Raw genomic sequence first — 17117 nt, 5'->3', positions numbered from 1 at the left:
ACTTTTTGGGGTCTTGACCACAGGAAGATCCTTTTTTTTGCTGCTTCTTCATCTACGCATCCTAAATGAGAAATCAGGTTTTTTCATTAATAGAAAAAGACTTATAAGTATTTATCACTAATCACTTTCATATGGTGTAACTCGTGCCCGGCAATGCCATATGCAATGGTACCTATCGAAACTGGACTGTTCATTACAGTTCCATTACGATCCCACGCTGCATCATCAATGGTTGAAATAAGGCTTAACGTGTTGGAGCGTACCGTGTCTAAACCAGCTAGTAGTTGCTCCCAGGATAATTTGTTGAAGTTTGCCGCAGAAACGTATTGATCCTGATCCATTGCTGGGAGTGGTGCACTTTCATTTCGTGCAATGGCAAGCATTCGATACGACATCACGCGTTCCGAGTCGGTCATATGCCCAATCACTTCTTTTAAAGTCCATTTCCCTGGTGCGTACGCCTTCCTTGCTGACTCCTCTGATACGCTGCTTAAGAGGGTAATGGTATTAGTTCGTTGCTTACTAAGTATTTCTATAATATCTCCATCTGGCACAAGACTAACATACCTATAATGCTCTGGATTTTCAATAGATAATGGTCGTGGACGCACAAGAATCCCCCTCATCGGAATAGTTAATTTTGGTTCTAGGCAAATATTCGACTGTCAAGAAGATATTTCCTTTATTTTTGATATTTAATTTCATTACCGTAAAATAATTGCAAATTAAACAACTTTTTTGATACATATATTTTGAATTTCTTATTCAACTACCATGGGAGTACGATATAAACTTCCATTCACTGTTGTGAATCTGAGGATTCATGGATGGCTAACGCATGCGTTAGTTGAACACCATGATCGACTGTTTAGTCGATTTTTTATTGTGTTACCTGGCAAATTAGCTGAACAAGTATTTCTCATTTCGCCTAAAGAATTTATATAGTTAGAAATGGGGGCAGATCGAAAATGAATGGAATTCTAAATGAATGTGTATTAATTACATCAACAAAAGCATACGGACTTAGACTGAGTCTGCTTACTCATATTAGTGGCGTTGTAAATAATGTTTATCGATACTCAGCACAAGATGGTCATCCTTCACAAATTGTACGTTTAACACATCAGAACTGGAGAAATGAAAAAGAGTCATTTGCAGAATTGCATTTCATGAACTATCTGTTTGAAAAAGGTGTTTCTGTGCCTCAGATACTCCCATCAAAAGCAGGGAAATGGATTGAAAATGTAGGAGAAGGATTTCATGCATCGATATTCACAGAAGCACCTGGTCGAATTCCTATTGTAGAAGATTGGAATCATAAAATGTTTAAAAATTGGGGAAGGATCGTCGGACAGATGCACTTGTTAACCCAATCCTATATCCCTCCACAAGATGTGAAACGCCGTGAATGGAAGCAGGAAAATTGGATGGATATTATGAAACATCTACCATCAAAAGAAATAATTGTTCGCCAAAAAGCGAATGAGTTGTTAAATTGGCTAGAAACTTTGCCAAAAAATAAGAATAACTATGGTCTTATCCACGGTGACCTTTCATGCACACAACATGTTTGTCACGAAAGACGGGGAGATTACGGCATTTGATTTCGTTGATAGTTGTTACCATTGGTATGCATTCGACATCGCCATTATCATTTATTCAGTGATTGTTAGATACAATAGACAAAACGAACAGAGTGAAACACTCGAAAATCACTTGGCTTGGTTCCTTGATTCGTTTCTAAAAGGTTATCAAGAGATGAATACCATCGATTCTTGGGTGTTAAAAGTCATGCCGAAATTTTTAGAGTATATACGGGTACTATATTACAACGTATTTCACCAACGAAATAAAGGGAAGGTTTTAGATGGCGAACAGAAGTTGAGATGGCTAAAAATGAAAGCAGAAATTGAAACAGATGAACCATTGACAAAGTATTCATTTTGATCCTTATGCAACTAACTGGCGCGTTAGTTGGACAACAAGAGTTGCTTTGGCAGCTTTTTTTGTTTTTCAAGGAAATGACAACTTAGTTCAAAAAGAATTTACTAAAAGCCCAAAAGGAAACTTCAGATTAATTGTCGAAATAAACCAAAAGACTAATTAAGCACTATTCATTTTGGTGGAGGAGAATTTATGTTAACTAAAGAAGTGCTGTCACAAAGGTTTTCGACTTTTGCTGAAAACGAATGTAAAGGGTCTAGTGAATTATACCAATTTTTAGCATTAGAAATCGCACAAGATGATGATCTACTAGAGTTGTGCACGAATACACTTAATGGACAACCTGTTCCAAATTTACTTTTTGGAGCAGTACATTATCTACTGCTCAGAGGAAATGAACACAAACTAAAAGACTTCTACCCTAGTATTGTAGGCTGAATCTAAACCACTTAAAGATTCGTTCGTATACTTTAAAGAATTTTGTTTAATAAACAAAAATGAAATTATACAACTCCTAGAAGCTAAACTTGTTCAGACGAACGAGGTACGAAGATGCGCCTACCTTTATCCGGTATTTAGTTTTATTTATGAGAAAACTAAAAATCCATTGGCTCTTATTGAAATAGGAACAAGTGCGGGATTACAACTTCTTTGGGATCAATATTCGTATTCATATAATACCAATGAAGTTGTTGGAAACAAACTTAAACGGTCAGTAATTCTAGGATATCTTCATATCGTTTTACTGCCTTAAGCTTGAATTCAATCGAATACTTCTTAAATATAGTTCCTTTTAAAGGCATAATAAATCCCCCTATAGTAGAATATCTATCCATTATAAGGGATAGGCTTTTTCCCGTGTCTACTATAAGGGGATAATATCATTTTGTCGGTCTTTTTTTTTGCTTTTATTAAAATGAATATAGTCAAAACTTAATAGGTTTTGACTAATATGGTTCGACTAAAATGTCCTATTCTTTATGTAGGACTTTATACAAAAAAAGAGAATTCTTAAGTGGATAGTACCCCAAAAACCTGTTTGATCATCGGTGTAAAAATCTATAAATCGATAGAAAAAACGGAATTGCCCACTCCTTTATTGATAAGAGGTGGGCCTTTTTTTGACTTCAGTTATGTTCTATAATTTACAAAGCTGATTTTCTCAAAGAATTTCTTACTATTTTTCAGCAAAAAAGGTACGTTGAAGTACCTTTTTTGTTGTCTTAACAGACTGGTAGTTGGGACAATATAGGTTATGCAAAAACTGCAAAGTAGCGTGTGCTTTTTTACCTTCTTGTATATGTTTTTGCTTTTTTATTTTGTCAACTGACATTTTGTTGGATACAGGGTAACTATTAAATAAAGTGAATCTTCTGAATTAGTTGAAGAATTCAGGACCAATCCCTAACCATCCGTTTGGAAGGTCCATTATAAACTAACTTTGTATAGAACATTCATTTTTACAATTGATTTGTCCACTTTATAATTATAGATAATACTTTCCAATAGAAAATAACAAGTAAGGTTAAAAGTAGTAGTGTTGGCCATATTTTTTTAAACATTTAGTGTAAATAAAAAACACTAAGAAAACTTCATTCTTTTGTTTTGGTATTCAATTACTTCGATTGGGACTCTAGTTCTATAATCAATTCATCACCCATAAAAAATCATTTGGTCTATAACTTCATTTGCGTAAACCATTATAAATTATTTTCACAAAATAAATAATTGAATTTTTATTTGTTTTATTGTATATTTATTCTAGTTTTTATTTCAAGATTTTTTTACTTTATATCAAATATGATACATTTGGAACAATATTCTTTTTGATTTCATATAGGGAGAGAATGTTATATGCATATAAAATCTCAAATAATAACATTACAATCGTATAATCCAGGAAAGCCCATTGATTTAATTAAAAGAAAATACGAACTTGATCGTGTTGTTAAATTATCTTCGAACGAAAACCCTTTTGGTTGTTCGTCGAAGGTATCCGAGGCATTGAAATCAATTTCTGATCAGTTTTCAATTTATCCTGATGGAGCGGCAGAAGCACTAAGTCGTAAGGTTGCAGAATTTTTAAGTGTTAATCCAAATCAATTACTGTTTGGTAGTGGGGCAGATGAAGTTATTCAAATACTTAGTCGTGGCTTACTAGAATCGAAACATAATATTGTTCAAGCTACTCCAACATTTTCACAATATGAACACCATGCTATTATTGAAGGTGCTGAAGTACGTAATGTCCCTTTAAAAAATGGTGTTCATGATCTTAAGGCCATGTTTGAACAGATAGATGAACAAACGAAAATTGTATGGATTTGTAATCCGAATAATCCCACTGGCACATATGTAAACCAAACAGATTTAGAGAGTTTTTTACATTCCGTTCCTAAATCAATTTTTGTTGTAGTTGATGAAGCTTATGTTGAATATGCAACAGCAGATGATTTTCCAGATACGATTTCATTACTTCAAAAATTCGATAATTTGATTATTTTACGTACATTTTCTAAAGTTTATGGACTCGCATCATTTCGTATTGGATATGGAATTAGTAGTCCTGAATTAATGGATGAATTAAATAAAATTAGACTACCATTTAATACCTCAATGACAGCTCAAGTTGTTGCAATGGCAGCAATAGAAGATCAAACATTTATTAAACATTGTGTAATTGAAAACTCAAATGGGTTACAACTATACGTCGATTTCTTTGAAAAATACGGGATTCCATTTTTTCATTCCCAAGCTAATTTTATTTACCTAGAAATTGAAAATAGTAAAGAAATTAATGAATACCTTGAATCTAAAGGATTTATAATACGACAATTTCCTAATGCTATTCGTATAACAGTAGGTACTCATAAAGATAATGATGAATTAATAAATTGCATAAAAGATTTTTTAGTGAAAAATAAATAATATATTTAGATTTCGATTTAACAGTTAAACATAATATTTTGTAAGATGGGAAAAATTAATAAATAGAGGAGACATACACTATGTTACTAGCACGATTGAATAAAGGATTACATGATCATCATCCTTTGAGGGGTTGAATCTATGAGCAAAAAAGTTCATGGATACAAGCCCTATTCGTGTTACGATTTAGTGCTTGTGTCGTGCTGAAAAGCCATACAGGTACTTTCCTGTATGGCTTTTTATTTTTTAAGGAGATGAAGTAAATGGAAGAATTCGTAAAAGAATCATTAACTAAATATCAAATTAAACGTAAGATGGAGGATTTTGCATTACAAAAAGGCTATTTTCCTTTTCAGCCAGCACTATTTGAAAAATACGAGCAATTTACATGTAAAAAGAACCCAAGTTTAACAAAGGAACAGCTCGTAATTGTTATGAATGGCTATCAACAGTTGTTGCTTTTACGTCCGGATATTACAACTGCAATGATCAAAGAACTTTTACCAAATATCAATGCCAATGATAAAGTGAAACTATTTTATCAATCTACAAACTATCGCAGTAGTAAGAAAACCGTCAATGAAATAAGTCAGTTTGGAATTGAAATTTTAGGAAATCTATCGACAAGCTCTGAACGTGAAATAATCGAGTTGGCATGTAATTATTTAAACGAATCCAAATTTATTCTAGAAATAGGTCATACAGGTTTTTTAGAAGGTTTGTTAGATGAAACGAACTTAGACAATAATGAAAGAGTTGAGCTTAAAAAATTACTCTATTCAAAGGACTTTGATGGGGCGATGCAATTTGTTAAAGAAAATACAAAAAGTGTAGCCGCAAATGAAGTATTTATAAAATTATTTTCGTTACATGGAAAAATGGATCAATTGATTAATCTAGATTCAAAGCTAATTTTAAACTTAAAAATGAAGAATGCTGTAAATACACTTCTAAACTATATTCAGGTAAGCCAAAATATATATTTTGATTTATCAATGATAAATGAATTAGCTTACTACGATGGAATTATTTTTAAAGGATATTATCCTAACTTACCAACAGCAGTGTTAAGTGGAGGAAGATATGATCCATTGACGGAGGAATATGGACGTAAAATTGGAGCAATTGGGTTTTCTATTGATGTTAATTCTTGGATTCAATCGAAGGAGTGAGAACTTATGGAATGGTTGACAGTAGCAATCGCAAAAGGTCGAATCGAAAAAGAAATGAATACAATTTTTTATGAAATTGGAATGGACAGTTGGATAGATCCGGGTTCAAGAAAATTAGTATTTGAGGATCACGAAAATCAAATTAAATATATATTTGTTAAACCAGTTGATGTTGTTACTTATGTTGAAAAAGGAGTAGCAGATCTAGGAATAGTGGGAAAAGATGTTATTGAAGAGCAAGAAGGGGATATTTACGAATTACTAGACCTTCAGTTCGGAAAATGTGCATTTGCAATAGCAGGCTTTCCAAACAGTAAACAGTTTCGATTAAAAAGTAATATTCGAATTGCAACAAAATATCCAAATATAACAAAAAAATATTTTGAAAATCATGATATTGAAATCATTCCATTAAATGGTTCAGTTGAATTAGCTCCTTTAATTGGGTTATCTGATGTAATTGTTGATTTAGTCGAAACTGGAAATACTCTAAAAGCAAATGGGTTGATCGTACTTGAAGAAATGATGCAGATTAGCTCAAAAATCATTTGTAACAAAGTAAGTTATCGTTTTCAATACGAAAAAATAATGGAATATACAAGTAAAATATCAGATGGGAGAGATCGAATAAATGAAAATTTTTCAAAAAGATAATCAGAGTAATCAGTTGAAAAAAATAATAGCACGCTCAAACTTACCAACTGAAAATGTTGAAAACATCGTAAAAGAAATTTTAAAAACTGTGAAAGAAAATGGGGACATTGCAGTCGCAAGTTATACTGAAAAATTTGATGGCGTAGAAATATCAAATTTTGAGGTGTCAGAAGAAGAATTTGCTCAAGCGTATCGAGAAACAGAACAACAAATAATTGATGCGTTGTTAGTCGCAAAAGAAAACATAGAACGATATCATATAAAGCAAAAAATTGCTGGGTACAAAATTGAAGAATATGATCAATTCATCCAACAAATTGTACGACCTATTCAAACTGTCGGTTTGTATATACCTGGGGGAAAAGCAGCTTATCCTTCAACAGTTTTAATGAATGCAATACCCGCTGTAATTGCAGGTGTAAAAGAAATTGTTATGATTACACCTCCTAATAAAGAAGGGAAAATAAATAATTCTCTCCTAGTAGCTGCGAAAATAGCAGGAGTAAACCGTGTTTTAAAAGTAGGAGGAGCGCAAGGAATAGCGGCGGTAACATATGGAACGAAACAGATTCCAAAAGTTGATAAAATTGTTGGACCTGGAAATATGTATGTAGCTACTGCAAAACGATTAGTATCAGGCATTGTTGGGATCGACATGATCGCAGGACCAACTGAAGTTGTCATTATTGCAGACGAAACAGCTAATGCTCGATTTATAGCTGCAGATTTAATGGCACAAGCCGAACATGATGAAATGGCTTCAAGTATTGTATTGACGAATTCATTCGATTTAGCTAAGAAAATACAAAATGAAATCAAAAAGCTTATAGATGAACAACCAAGAAAAAAAATCATTCAATCTGCTTTTGACAACTATGGTGCGATCATACTGACAGATACCGTTAATGATGCGATTAATATTGTAAATAAAATGGCTCCTGAACATGTTGAAGTAATGACAGAAAATGCCTTGGAATTGTCCGGCAAAATCTATAATGCTGGAGCTATCTTCATTGGAAACTACACACCCGAGTCTGTTGGGGATTATTATGCAGGTACAAATCATACTTTGCCGACAAGTGGCACTGCACGCTTTACCTCAGCGTTAAACGTAACGGATTTTCAAAAGAAAACTTCTGTTGTGCACTTTACTAAACAATCACTCAGTAAAGCAAAAGAAACAATTGAAACATTAGCAAATGTAGAAGGGCTATTTGGACATGCTCTTTCAGTTTCAATACGATTTGAGGAGGAGAAATGATGAGAACTTCAACAATAAAAAGAACAACGAACGAAACTTCAATTACACTGGAAATAAATCTAGATGGAAGTGGAAATAGTGACATTTCGACTGGTGTGGGGTTTCTAGATCATATGTTAACCTTGTTTTCATTTCATAGTGGTATTGATTTAACAATTGAATGTAAAGGTGATATAGAAGTTGATGATCATCATACGACCGAGGATATTGGTCTAGCTTTAGGACAAGCTTTATTATCTGCTCTTGGCAATAAAAAAGGTGTTAATCGGTACGGGTCTTCATATGTTCCAATGGATGAAGCATTAGCCAGAGTTGTTGTTGATTTTAGTGGAAGACCTTATCTAATCTACGATGCAAAGTTTGAAAGAGAAAAAGTCGGTATGCTAGATACCCAAAATGTGAAGGAGTTTTTTAAATCTGTATCAAATGAATCAAAAATGAACTGTCATATGGATGTGCTTTATGGTGAAAATGATCATCACAAAGTTGAGGCATTATTTAAAGCATTCGGTCGAGCTGTTAAGGAAGCTTGTAAAATCGTTTCGACAGAAATTCCATCAACGAAGGGAGTACTTTAAGTGAATATTATTGTTGATTATGGAGCTGGGAATCTGAGCTCATTACAACGTGCACTTGAACAAATCGAGTTCACCGTCCAGATTAGTGATGATCCTGGTGTGATTAATAATGCTTCATCTATCATTCTTCCTGGTGTAGGTGCTTTTGGAGCGGCAATGATTGAATTACAGAAACGAAACTTAGTTGATGTTTTGATTAAAAAAGCTTCACAGGGAATACCTTTTTTAGGAATTTGTTTAGGAATGCAATTACTATATGAACAAAGTGAAGAAGAAGGTCTATTTGAAGGTTTAGGATTATTAAAAGGATCTATTAAGAGGATTCCAGACACTGTGAAAGTACCACATATGGGTTGGAATTCATTAAATTTTCATAAAGATGACCCTATCTTAAAAAATAATCTTGAGGGAGATTTTGTATATTACGTTCATTCTTATTATGCAGGTTCGGATGATGAAAACTTAGTCGCTTTTAGTGATTATGGAGTTAAAGTACCTGGAATTGTTAGAAGAGGAAATATTTATGGCATGCAATTTCATCCGGAGAAAAGCAGTGATGCTGGGCTCAATCTATTAAAAACTTATAAGGAGATGAATAAGTTATGATTCTATTTCCGGCGATTGACTTAAAAGATGGTAAATGTGTGAGATTGAAACAAGGAGACTTTAATGATGTAAAAGTATATAGTGAAAATCCTCTTACTGTTGCAAAACAATTTGAACAAGAGGGAGCTACATTTATACATGTTGTTGACTTAGATGGAGCACGTACCGGCAATGGGGTGAACAAAGAAATCATCAAAAAAATAGTAGAAGAAACCAATTTGTATGTACAGGTTGGTGGAGGAATAAGAACGCTAGAAAGCATTAATGAGTGGATTCGATGTGGAGTAAAGCGTGTCATACTCGGAACAATAGCACTCGAAAATCAAGAATTCGTAAAAGAAGCGATTAAACTATACGGAGAACGTATTGCAGTTGGTGTTGATGCGAGGGACTCTAAAGTAGCAACTCATGGATGGGAAACATTGACTAATATGGATAGTTTAACTTTTTGTAATAAACTGAGAGGTATCGGTGTGAAGACCATCATTTATACAGATATCTCTAAAGATGGAATGTTAAGCGGCCCGAATATAGAAGTTTATAAAAAGTTAATCAATCTAGAAGTCGTAAGGATTATCGCGTCTGGTGGAATTGGTTCACTTCAAGATTTAAAAGAATTAGTTGAGATTGGTGCTTATGGAGTCATAACTGGTAAAGCAATATATGAAGGTAAGTTTACAGTAAAGGAGGCACTTCAATGCTTGCAAGAAGAATCATTCCGTGCCTAGACGTTCGAAATGGAAGAGTTGTGAAAGGCAAACAATTTCAAGGAATCATTGATGTTGATTCACCTGAAGCATTAGGTAAGTTCTACAGTGAAAATGGCGCAGATGAGTTAGTTTTTTATGATATTACTGCATCAACCGAAGAAAGAGAAATTTCAATGGACTATGTTTCAACTGTAGCAAAAGAACTTCGAGTTCCATTTTGTGTAGGTGGAGGAATTCGAACGATAGACGATTTTACAATGATATTGAGAAAAGGAGCAGACAAAGTATCTGTTAATACTGCAGCAGTTAAAAATCCAAATTTAATTAGAGAAGCAGCACAGAAATTTGGATCACAATGTGTAGTTCTTTCAATTGATGCAAAAAAAAATGAATTGGGAGAATTCAAAGTTTATATAAATGGTGGACGAACTGAAACAGAACTTCATGCCATTGAATGGGCAAAAAAAGGGGTTGAACTAGGTGCTGGTGAGATCGTCGTTAATAGTATAAATGAGGATGGTATGAGAAATGGTTATGATTTGACTTTACTCAAGCTAATTACAGATGAAGTTAATGTGCCAGTAATTGCCTCGGGTGGTGCAGGTACAATGGAGCATTTTTATGATGCAATCAAAGAAACAAATGTCGACGGTGTTTTAGCAGCTTCTGTATTTCATTTTGGTGATATTAAAATTAAGGACTTAAAAAGCTATTTACTTGATAAAGGTATTTGCATACGAATTTAAATGAATGAGGAGTGTAGAGTATGATCCAAATTGAGAAGGTTAATTTTAACCAAAATGACTTAGTGCCAGTAATAGCACAAGATAGTGAAACGAAAGATGTATTAATGTTAGCGTACATGAATAAAGAAGCACTTGAATTAACGCTTAAAACGGGTTATGCAACGTATTATAGCCGTAGCCGAAAACAATTGTGGAAAAAAGGAGAGACATCTGGGCATCTCCAAAAAGTTGTGAATAGTTATTATGATTGCGATCAAGATGCCATTTTGTTAGTAGTCGAACAATGTGGGGTAGCATGTCATACTGGTAGCTGGTCTTGTTTTACAGATTCTAAAAGTGATAAAGTGGAACATTCAATTCTAAATGAATTATATGAAACAATTATCGAACGAAAGAACTCTCCAATTGAAGGTTCGTATACGGCTTATTTATTTGAAAAAGGAATTGATAAAATTCTAAAAAAAGTAGGAGAGGAAACAAGTGAAGTAATTATCGGGGCAAAAAATGAAGGAACGGACGAGTTAATTTATGAGATTAGTGACCTTGTTTATCATGTTATGGTTTTAATGGTAGAAAAAGGCGTGACTTTAGAAGATATTAGATCAGCACTGTTATCTAGAAAGGAGAAAGTCAAATCTTGAAAGTAGATGGTCACACGCATACACACTTTTGTCCACATGGAACAGGTGAGCATGTTGAAAAAATGATTGAAAAAGCAATCAAATGTGGCTTTGATGACACATTACTGAGCACCCACCACTACCAGAATCGTTTTTAAAAAATTTATATCCATTTGAAGCGGCTTCATCAATTACATTTAAAGAGGTTGAAACAGACCATTACATCAAGGAAATGTTACGAGTTAAAAATAAATATAAAGATAAAATCAACATCAAAATTGGATTTGAAATCGATTATTTACCTGAACATACTCAGTGGACAAGGCAGTTTTTAAACGAATATGGGAAATATTGTGATACTGGTTTATTATCTGTACATTTTTTAGAAGGTATGGATGGTTGGCGTTGTATTGATTACCAAGCAGAAGATACATCAGAAGGACTCGTTTCATATTATGGAGATTCAGAGAAATTTCAAGCTGCATATTACGAAATGATAAAAGAATCAATAACAGTTGATTTAGGTATTTATAAACCTAAACGTATTGGACATATGACACTTTGCAATAAATTTAAAAAATATATTGGTATCGGTTCAAGTGAAATGATTAATGAAAAAATAAATGAATTGCTAATTTTACTAAAAAATCAGCAATTCATTTTAGATTACAACACGGCAGGACTTTTTAAACCATATTGTGGGGAAACCTATCCATTTGATGACATTGTACAAAAAGCGATTAAAATGAACATACCATTTATGTATGGATCAGATGCTCATGGGGTAGAAGCTGTTGGAAGAGGATATGAGGTTTTTCAATCAAATATAAATTACTAAAAATGAACTTTTACATTTATGAACTATGCTAAGCATGATATCAAATAAGAAAAATAATTTTTTAAAATTTATCAATTAGGAATACACCCCTATAAATATAAAAAGCATGACTATCAAAAAAATATGTCATGCTTTTGGATATAATCGTATACTTCCTTTCCAAACGAAAGTAGTTTCAACTAAATTAATGCTCTGTTAAAGATTTTAATGCGACGTCTATTTCATCCTCTGGACGATTAAGAATATAAACTCTAGCGGTTTCCTTTTCTTCATCTACATTCTGAATATAAATTTGATCTCCATTATATGTCACATTTGCCATAACTGGTGAAGCAGCAATCTCTTTTGCACGTTGTTTGTCCATCATAATAACCTCCTTTAATTTAAACTTTAAAATTATTCACCAGAATTTCAATAAATATTCAAAAAACAAGGTAGATATATGTATTTTTGTAAGTATATCCAATTAGTAATACGTTTATCAATGAAACTTCTCCGGTTAATTCATAATTCGATACATGACAAGTAAGTCAGGCATTATAACCATTTAAATACAAGTATTTCTACCTAAGATTGTATATGTACTTGTTCCATGATCGGGTGCATTAATTAGGTAACCAGAAAAAACCAATTTCTCAATTTAAATTCTGAAAAATTGAGCCCTTTATTATTGGAATTTCCTTAATGTTGTAAATAAGCATTTTCATATAGCTTTGGAATGATGAGGTTAGTAGAAAGATGGCATTAGCTTGGCTAATTTTAGTTCTATGCTTGCACTATACACTATGATAAAGTTTAGTAGTAAACAATATATTACGGGGGAACGTATGATGAAAGCAAAAAAGATAATTGCCATTACAGCAATGACTGCTGTTTTATCAACTGGATTTTATACAACAAATGGTTCGGCTGCTACACAATCAGTAGCACAATTAAATAAAATAATTACTAGTTTAAAAAAAGAAGTATCTTCACTTAAGTCGTCTCTTTCAGCTGCTAATAAAAAAATATCTTCATATAAATCAGATATCGCTAAGAAGGACGCTACAATTTCTGCTAATAATAAGGCGATAACTTCATACAAAGCGGATATTGCAAAAAAAGATGCTACGATTACAGCTAATAATAAAGCGATAGCTACGTATAAGTCTGACATTGCTAAAAAAGATGCTACGATTACGAGTCAAACGAATACAATCGCAAAAAAAGATGCTCAGATTAAAGATTTAAACAATAAAATTGCTGAGTTGTTACCAAAAGCAGATACATCACAACCTGGACACTCTATTAATAAGCCAGTTAGTTTAAATACTCCTGTCACATTAAGTGCTGATGACTATTATGGAAAAAGAACATATGACATGACATTAACTGAAGTCATTTCAGGTGATCAAGCATGGAATATCATTAAAAACGCAAATATGTATAATGACGCACCAGAAAGTGGAAGCCATTATATACTTGCAAAATTTAGAATTAGCAACATTAAAGTGTTAAGCGAGCCACCTTTTGAACTAAGCAGATATATGTTTGAAGCAGTTAGTAAAGATGGTTACACATATGACTTACCTTTCATTATAGTTCCTAACGCATTCGATACAAAGGTTTACTTAGGTGGTACATTCGAAGGATATGTAGGTTTTGAAGTAAAAGACGGTGATTCACCTAAAATCGTTATGAATCAAGGTGACGGAGATGAAGGTTGGTTTTCTACTACAAATTAAATAACTAACTATATATAAGTATTTATTAGCTATATAAGAGATTGAGGCAATGTGCCCCGGTCTTTTTTTTATTTATAGGCTCTGTTAAAGTCGATTGTTGATATTTCTTATGCAACTAAATGGCAGATTAGTTCAATAAGATACTGTATTATTAAAATCATAAGAGGTGGTGGAAATTATGGAAATAAAAGATAAATTAATGATATTACTTAAAGAAACTGTTTGTGATTTAGTAAAAAAAGAAACTATTAAAATTAAATCCAAACTATCAGTAGAAATTACAATTGAAGACATCAAAAGAGAACTAAATCACTGGGGCTCACTAACGATTCCACCTGATGTAGCGTATGAGAATATTAGTTTTTATGAATATAATGATGGGTCAGGATATGCATTGGAATTTGAACTTTGGATAAATAATCAAGAAAGTGACTTAACATTGTCTTGTGAAGCAATAATCGACCAATCAGATAATATTTTATCGTTTTCAATCTTAGATTTACATGCATTATAGTTTATCGTTGTTAAACTAACGCATGCGTTAGTTCATTATAGTATGAGATCATTTGATTGGGAGAAGTGATAAATGGAAGTATTTCAAGCAATTCTATCAGATAATGAGTTATTAATACTTAAAGAACAACTGGGTAAGGAACTTTTGTCAGTATTAAGTCCTTCTATTGATATTAGGTTAAATGAAAATCACTATTTGTTTTATGAAGAAATCTCCATAAATGTTGGGAAAATGTATTTGGTAATATCAAATGAATGGTTGGAATCAAATAATTATGAGGATTATTGGAGTTTAAAAGTGAAAATCCAAGATTATCCAGAAAAAATTAATTATCTATACTAACAACAATTAATATCAAGAAAGTGAAATTAAACCAAAGCAGTTGTTTTTTTGTTATTTTTTTAAGTAAATACTTTTCTAAGATATACATAATAAATCCGACAATAATTAGTATATAGGCAATAAACCTATAATTATTGGAAACTCCGTAATACCAAGTTGAAGCGAAATAAATAATTCCCCCACCAATCCATAAGACAATAGATGGAATTATCAAAGGTTTAATTCTATTTTTCATAATTTCTCCACTTCCTGTGTACTGAATATCAGGTTTACAATCTCTTAAAACATTTAAACTGATTTATTAGTGTATTTGCTTTTTATCAATAGACTGATAAGCATGCACGTTTGCAACATCAAAACAATAGGAACGAATATCCCAGCTTTCCATGAAGTGATATTCATTCCAAATATTAAAGAAATAGCCATACAAATAATTATCATCAATACTCGTTTTTTGGTAAAAAAATAAAATGATAAAATTAAAATAAATCCTAAAATGCTTATTAAAATTGCTTCAATCCAAGATATATTAATCATAATTACCTCTCGTTCGTTTAAATATCTATATACATTGATTATCTCAAATATACAAAAAATTGGTTAATGGTAATTATTGTCTTATTGAACTATTATGCCATTAATTTCACAAAAAAAATCGACTATACAGCCGATCAAGTTGTGTAACTAATGCATGCTTTAGTTGAATAAGTAACTTAGAATTGGTAGTGAAATTATTAATAATACCGATACAGATACAAGAAAAGTAGTTACCTTTTTTGAAAGTTTAACTCTCGTTTTCCCAGTGTACCAACCACTAAATTGAAGTTTATTTCTATATAAAACAAATAACAAAGAAAAAATCGCAACCGGACCCATCCAACCGAATTTATCTAAATTTACACCTATCGATAAGTATAAGTTTCGTAACAATGTGCTTAATATTAATCCTAACAATAGGAATATAAATACAATTCTAATTAGTTCAAGCAATACTTTCATTTTGCATCTCCTCGAAATCTTGTTTAACTAATGCATGCTTTAGTTGAATAAGGTATTGTTATTTTTGAAAAATAAACTCGCTACTTTTAGCGAGTTTTAGCCATTACTAATCTTTCCCTTCAACCATCCATACGAATAGGGTTACCTAATTGAACAAATGTATAGAAAACAATACCTGAAAATCATCGCACTACTTCTTAACTGAAGACATATTAGGGTATGAATGATGCTTATTGTTGAGTTTTTTCAGATTTCTCCGAACAAGGATATCTTGAAATTCGTACGGGTTAAATGGAATAATTGGTGACAGAAACGGAACACCAATTCCAATTCTTTTGAATAAAGTACAAGCCATAATATACTAGTTCATAAATGAATCCTTGTGTATTATGGCTTAATTTAGCATCTTTTTTACCTATTGCGCTCGATTGAATAATTTAAAGCATATTTCTTAATCTTCTTATTTTATATAGATATCAATTAATGAAAATTCAGTACCTGATGACCTTTTTACTCAGTAATTAAGTTGTACTTCTTTAAGATATCTAATGTGATGTTTTTAGCTTTTGTACCCGTACCTTCAATGTTTGTTACAAAAACATAAGGACGTTTGTCCACTTTTATAAACCCAACATACCATCCTAATCCTAAATCAGACAATCTTGTCCCTGTTTTTCCGTAAACTGTTTCGTGTTCCCCTTCAAGCTGGATCATCATTCGTTTAACAGTTTTCATTATAGGTCTATCAAACGGAAGTTCTTCTTTATACAACTTTTCCATAAAATCAACTTGTTCAAGAGGACTAATTTTCAAAGAGCTACTTAACCAGAAATGGTCAATTCCTCCACTAATATCCTCGTTTCCATACGAGATTTTTTGTACCCATTCATTCATGTGCTGCTCTCCAATATCCTTAGCCATTGCCTGGTAATACCAAATAGCTGATTCACGCATAGCCGAACCCAGGGTATGGTCACGGTTCCATGTATCAAATTCACGTTTTACGCCGTCCCATCGTTTTACATCATACTCATCTCGAACAGCTTTGACTTGTAAACCAATTAATGCATTTGGAACCTTAAATGTAGATTCTGGGGTTTGTCTTGTGTTAGCTCTTTCCTGATTATAGACAAAGGTTTTTCCAGTTTTAACATCACGTAATATAAACGTTCCATTATGATTTAAGAAAAATTCACCGACATCTAATTTTTTCACGTTAAATTTTTCTTTTAAAGGAGTTTCTTTACTTGGTGTTTGAGCTTGAACTGTAATACCTATTATCCCTGTAAATAATAAAAAAATGGAAAGGTAAATCAATTTTTTCATTTCAGACACCTCATTAATTTATTTAACAAGTTTATTCTATTATTTGATTTCAGAAAATTCAATAAAAAAATCGATAACTTTTCATCATTAGATACAGCTTTATAATTTGTTTTTATCTGTTTTGATATTTCTTGCTGAACTAACGCATGCGTGTG

Annotated in this window: 21 protein-coding genes and 1 pseudogene; 17 read left to right on the top strand and 5 right to left on the bottom strand. The window is 32.3% G+C overall.

The window, feature by feature from the left end; all coding sequences use genetic code 11:
- Positions 1-101: 101 nt before the first annotated feature.
- Entirely contained in the window at positions 102-611 is a 510-nt protein-coding gene (locus CN514_RS14960; RefSeq protein ID WP_098233273.1) for a DinB family protein, read from the bottom strand.
- Positions 612-968: 357 nt separating this feature from the next.
- Here CN514_RS14960 and CN514_RS14955 point away from each other — a divergent pair, with 357 nt between their 5' ends.
- From CN514_RS14955 to hisJ, 14 genes and pseudogenes are all read left to right on the top strand, one after another.
- The gene (locus CN514_RS14955) at positions 969-1604 is read left to right on the top strand and encodes a phosphotransferase enzyme family protein (RefSeq protein WP_098233272.1); all 636 of its coding nucleotides are present in this window, start codon (positions 969-971) and stop codon (positions 1602-1604) included.
- The gene (locus CN514_RS14950; RefSeq protein WP_098233271.1) at positions 1567-1947 is read left to right on the top strand and encodes a hypothetical protein; all 381 of its coding nucleotides are present in this window, start codon (positions 1567-1569) and stop codon (positions 1945-1947) included. Before CN514_RS14955 ends, CN514_RS14950 begins: the two co-directional genes overlap by 38 nt.
- Before the next feature lie 189 nt (positions 1948-2136).
- Positions 2137-2647 (top strand): annotated as a pseudogene (locus CN514_RS14945) (DUF2332 family protein); the annotation flags it as partial.
- Positions 2648-3798: 1151 nt separating this feature from the next.
- On the top strand, positions 3799-4872 hold the full coding sequence (gene hisC / locus CN514_RS14940; protein WP_098233270.1) for a histidinol-phosphate transaminase: 1074 nt from the start codon (positions 3799-3801) through the stop codon (positions 4870-4872).
- Positions 4873-5135: 263 nt separating this feature from the next.
- Positions 5136-6044 carry an ATP phosphoribosyltransferase regulatory subunit gene (locus tag CN514_RS14935; protein WP_098233269.1) on the top strand — a complete coding sequence of 303 codons (909 nt, stop codon included), beginning with the start codon at positions 5136-5138 and terminating at the stop codon, positions 6042-6044.
- Positions 6045-6050: 6 nt separating this feature from the next.
- Positions 6051-6698, top strand: a complete 648-nt coding sequence (gene hisG / locus CN514_RS14930) for an ATP phosphoribosyltransferase (protein WP_098233268.1) — start codon at positions 6051-6053, stop codon at positions 6696-6698.
- Entirely contained in the window at positions 6676-7959 is a 1284-nt protein-coding gene (hisD, locus tag CN514_RS14925) for a histidinol dehydrogenase (protein WP_098233267.1), read from the top strand. Before hisG ends, hisD begins: the two co-directional genes overlap by 23 nt.
- Positions 7959-8537, top strand: coding sequence for an imidazoleglycerol-phosphate dehydratase HisB (hisB, locus tag CN514_RS14920; RefSeq protein WP_098233266.1), 579 nt, complete (start codon positions 7959-7961; stop codon positions 8535-8537). Before hisD ends, hisB begins: the two co-directional genes overlap by 1 nt.
- The gene (gene hisH / locus CN514_RS14915) at positions 8538-9143 is read left to right on the top strand and encodes an imidazole glycerol phosphate synthase subunit HisH (RefSeq protein WP_098233265.1); all 606 of its coding nucleotides are present in this window, start codon (positions 8538-8540) and stop codon (positions 9141-9143) included.
- Positions 9140-9871, top strand: coding sequence for a 1-(5-phosphoribosyl)-5-[(5-phosphoribosylamino)methylideneamino]imidazole-4-carboxamide isomerase (gene hisA, locus CN514_RS14910; protein ID WP_098233264.1), 732 nt, complete (start codon positions 9140-9142; stop codon positions 9869-9871). The genes hisH and hisA overlap by 4 nt, the downstream gene beginning before the upstream one ends.
- Entirely contained in the window at positions 9841-10599 is a 759-nt protein-coding gene (gene hisF / locus CN514_RS14905) for an imidazole glycerol phosphate synthase subunit HisF (RefSeq protein WP_098233263.1), read from the top strand. Before hisA ends, hisF begins: the two co-directional genes overlap by 31 nt.
- Positions 10600-10619: 20 nt before the next feature.
- Positions 10620-11240, top strand: coding sequence for a bifunctional phosphoribosyl-AMP cyclohydrolase/phosphoribosyl-ATP diphosphatase HisIE (gene hisIE / locus CN514_RS14900; protein ID WP_098233262.1), 621 nt, complete (start codon positions 10620-10622; stop codon positions 11238-11240).
- Positions 11237-11377: a hypothetical protein gene (locus tag CN514_RS26570; protein WP_286141699.1), complete on the top strand. Its 141-nt coding sequence runs from the start codon at positions 11237-11239 to the stop codon at positions 11375-11377. The genes hisIE and CN514_RS26570 overlap by 4 nt, the downstream gene beginning before the upstream one ends.
- Positions 11341-12057 (top strand): histidinol-phosphatase HisJ, encoded by a 717-nt coding sequence (gene hisJ, locus CN514_RS14895; protein WP_286141700.1) that lies wholly within the window; start codon positions 11341-11343, stop codon positions 12055-12057. The genes CN514_RS26570 and hisJ overlap by 37 nt, the downstream gene beginning before the upstream one ends.
- A gap of 184 nt (positions 12058-12241) precedes the next feature.
- Here the strand turns inward: hisJ and CN514_RS14890 are convergent, their stop codons facing one another.
- Positions 12242-12421 carry an H-type small acid-soluble spore protein gene (locus CN514_RS14890; RefSeq protein WP_098233261.1) on the bottom strand — a complete coding sequence of 60 codons (180 nt, stop codon included), beginning with the start codon at positions 12419-12421 and terminating at the stop codon, positions 12242-12244.
- A gap of 466 nt (positions 12422-12887) precedes the next feature.
- Here CN514_RS14890 and CN514_RS14885 point away from each other — a divergent pair, with 466 nt between their 5' ends.
- The 3 genes from CN514_RS14885 to CN514_RS14875 all read left to right on the top strand — a co-directional run bounded on the left by CN514_RS14885 (position 12888) and on the right by CN514_RS14875 (position 14637).
- A complete protein-coding gene (locus tag CN514_RS14885; RefSeq protein ID WP_098233260.1) occupies positions 12888-13781 on the top strand; it encodes a hypothetical protein in 894 nt (297 codons plus the stop codon).
- 178 nt (positions 13782-13959) lie between these two features.
- A complete protein-coding gene (locus CN514_RS14880; protein ID WP_098233259.1) occupies positions 13960-14295 on the top strand; it encodes a DUF7668 domain-containing protein in 336 nt (111 codons plus the stop codon).
- 72 nt (positions 14296-14367) lie between these two features.
- Entirely contained in the window at positions 14368-14637 is a 270-nt protein-coding gene (locus tag CN514_RS14875; RefSeq protein ID WP_098233258.1) for a hypothetical protein, read from the top strand.
- Here CN514_RS14875 and CN514_RS14870 read toward each other — a convergent pair.
- The 3 genes from CN514_RS14870 to blaOXA form a co-directional block, all read right to left on the bottom strand.
- Positions 14621-14872: a hypothetical protein gene (locus CN514_RS14870; protein ID WP_098233257.1), complete on the bottom strand. Its 252-nt coding sequence runs from the start codon at positions 14870-14872 to the stop codon at positions 14621-14623. The genes CN514_RS14875 and CN514_RS14870 overlap by 17 nt on opposite strands.
- A gap of 461 nt (positions 14873-15333) precedes the next feature.
- Entirely contained in the window at positions 15334-15636 is a 303-nt protein-coding gene (locus CN514_RS14860) for a hypothetical protein (protein WP_098233255.1), read from the bottom strand.
- 510 nt (positions 15637-16146) lie between these two features.
- A complete protein-coding gene (blaOXA, locus tag CN514_RS14855; RefSeq protein WP_098233254.1) occupies positions 16147-16962 on the bottom strand; it encodes a class D beta-lactamase in 816 nt (271 codons plus the stop codon).
- Between the last annotated feature and the right edge of the window lie 155 nt (positions 16963-17117).

Source organism: Bacillus sp. AFS001701 (genome assembly GCF_002559405.1).
Classification (GTDB): Bacteria; Bacillota; Bacilli; order Bacillales; family Bacillaceae_G; genus Gottfriedia.
Note: the sequence above shows the minus strand (reverse complement) of the source record. Positions and strands in the feature narration are given on the sequence as shown.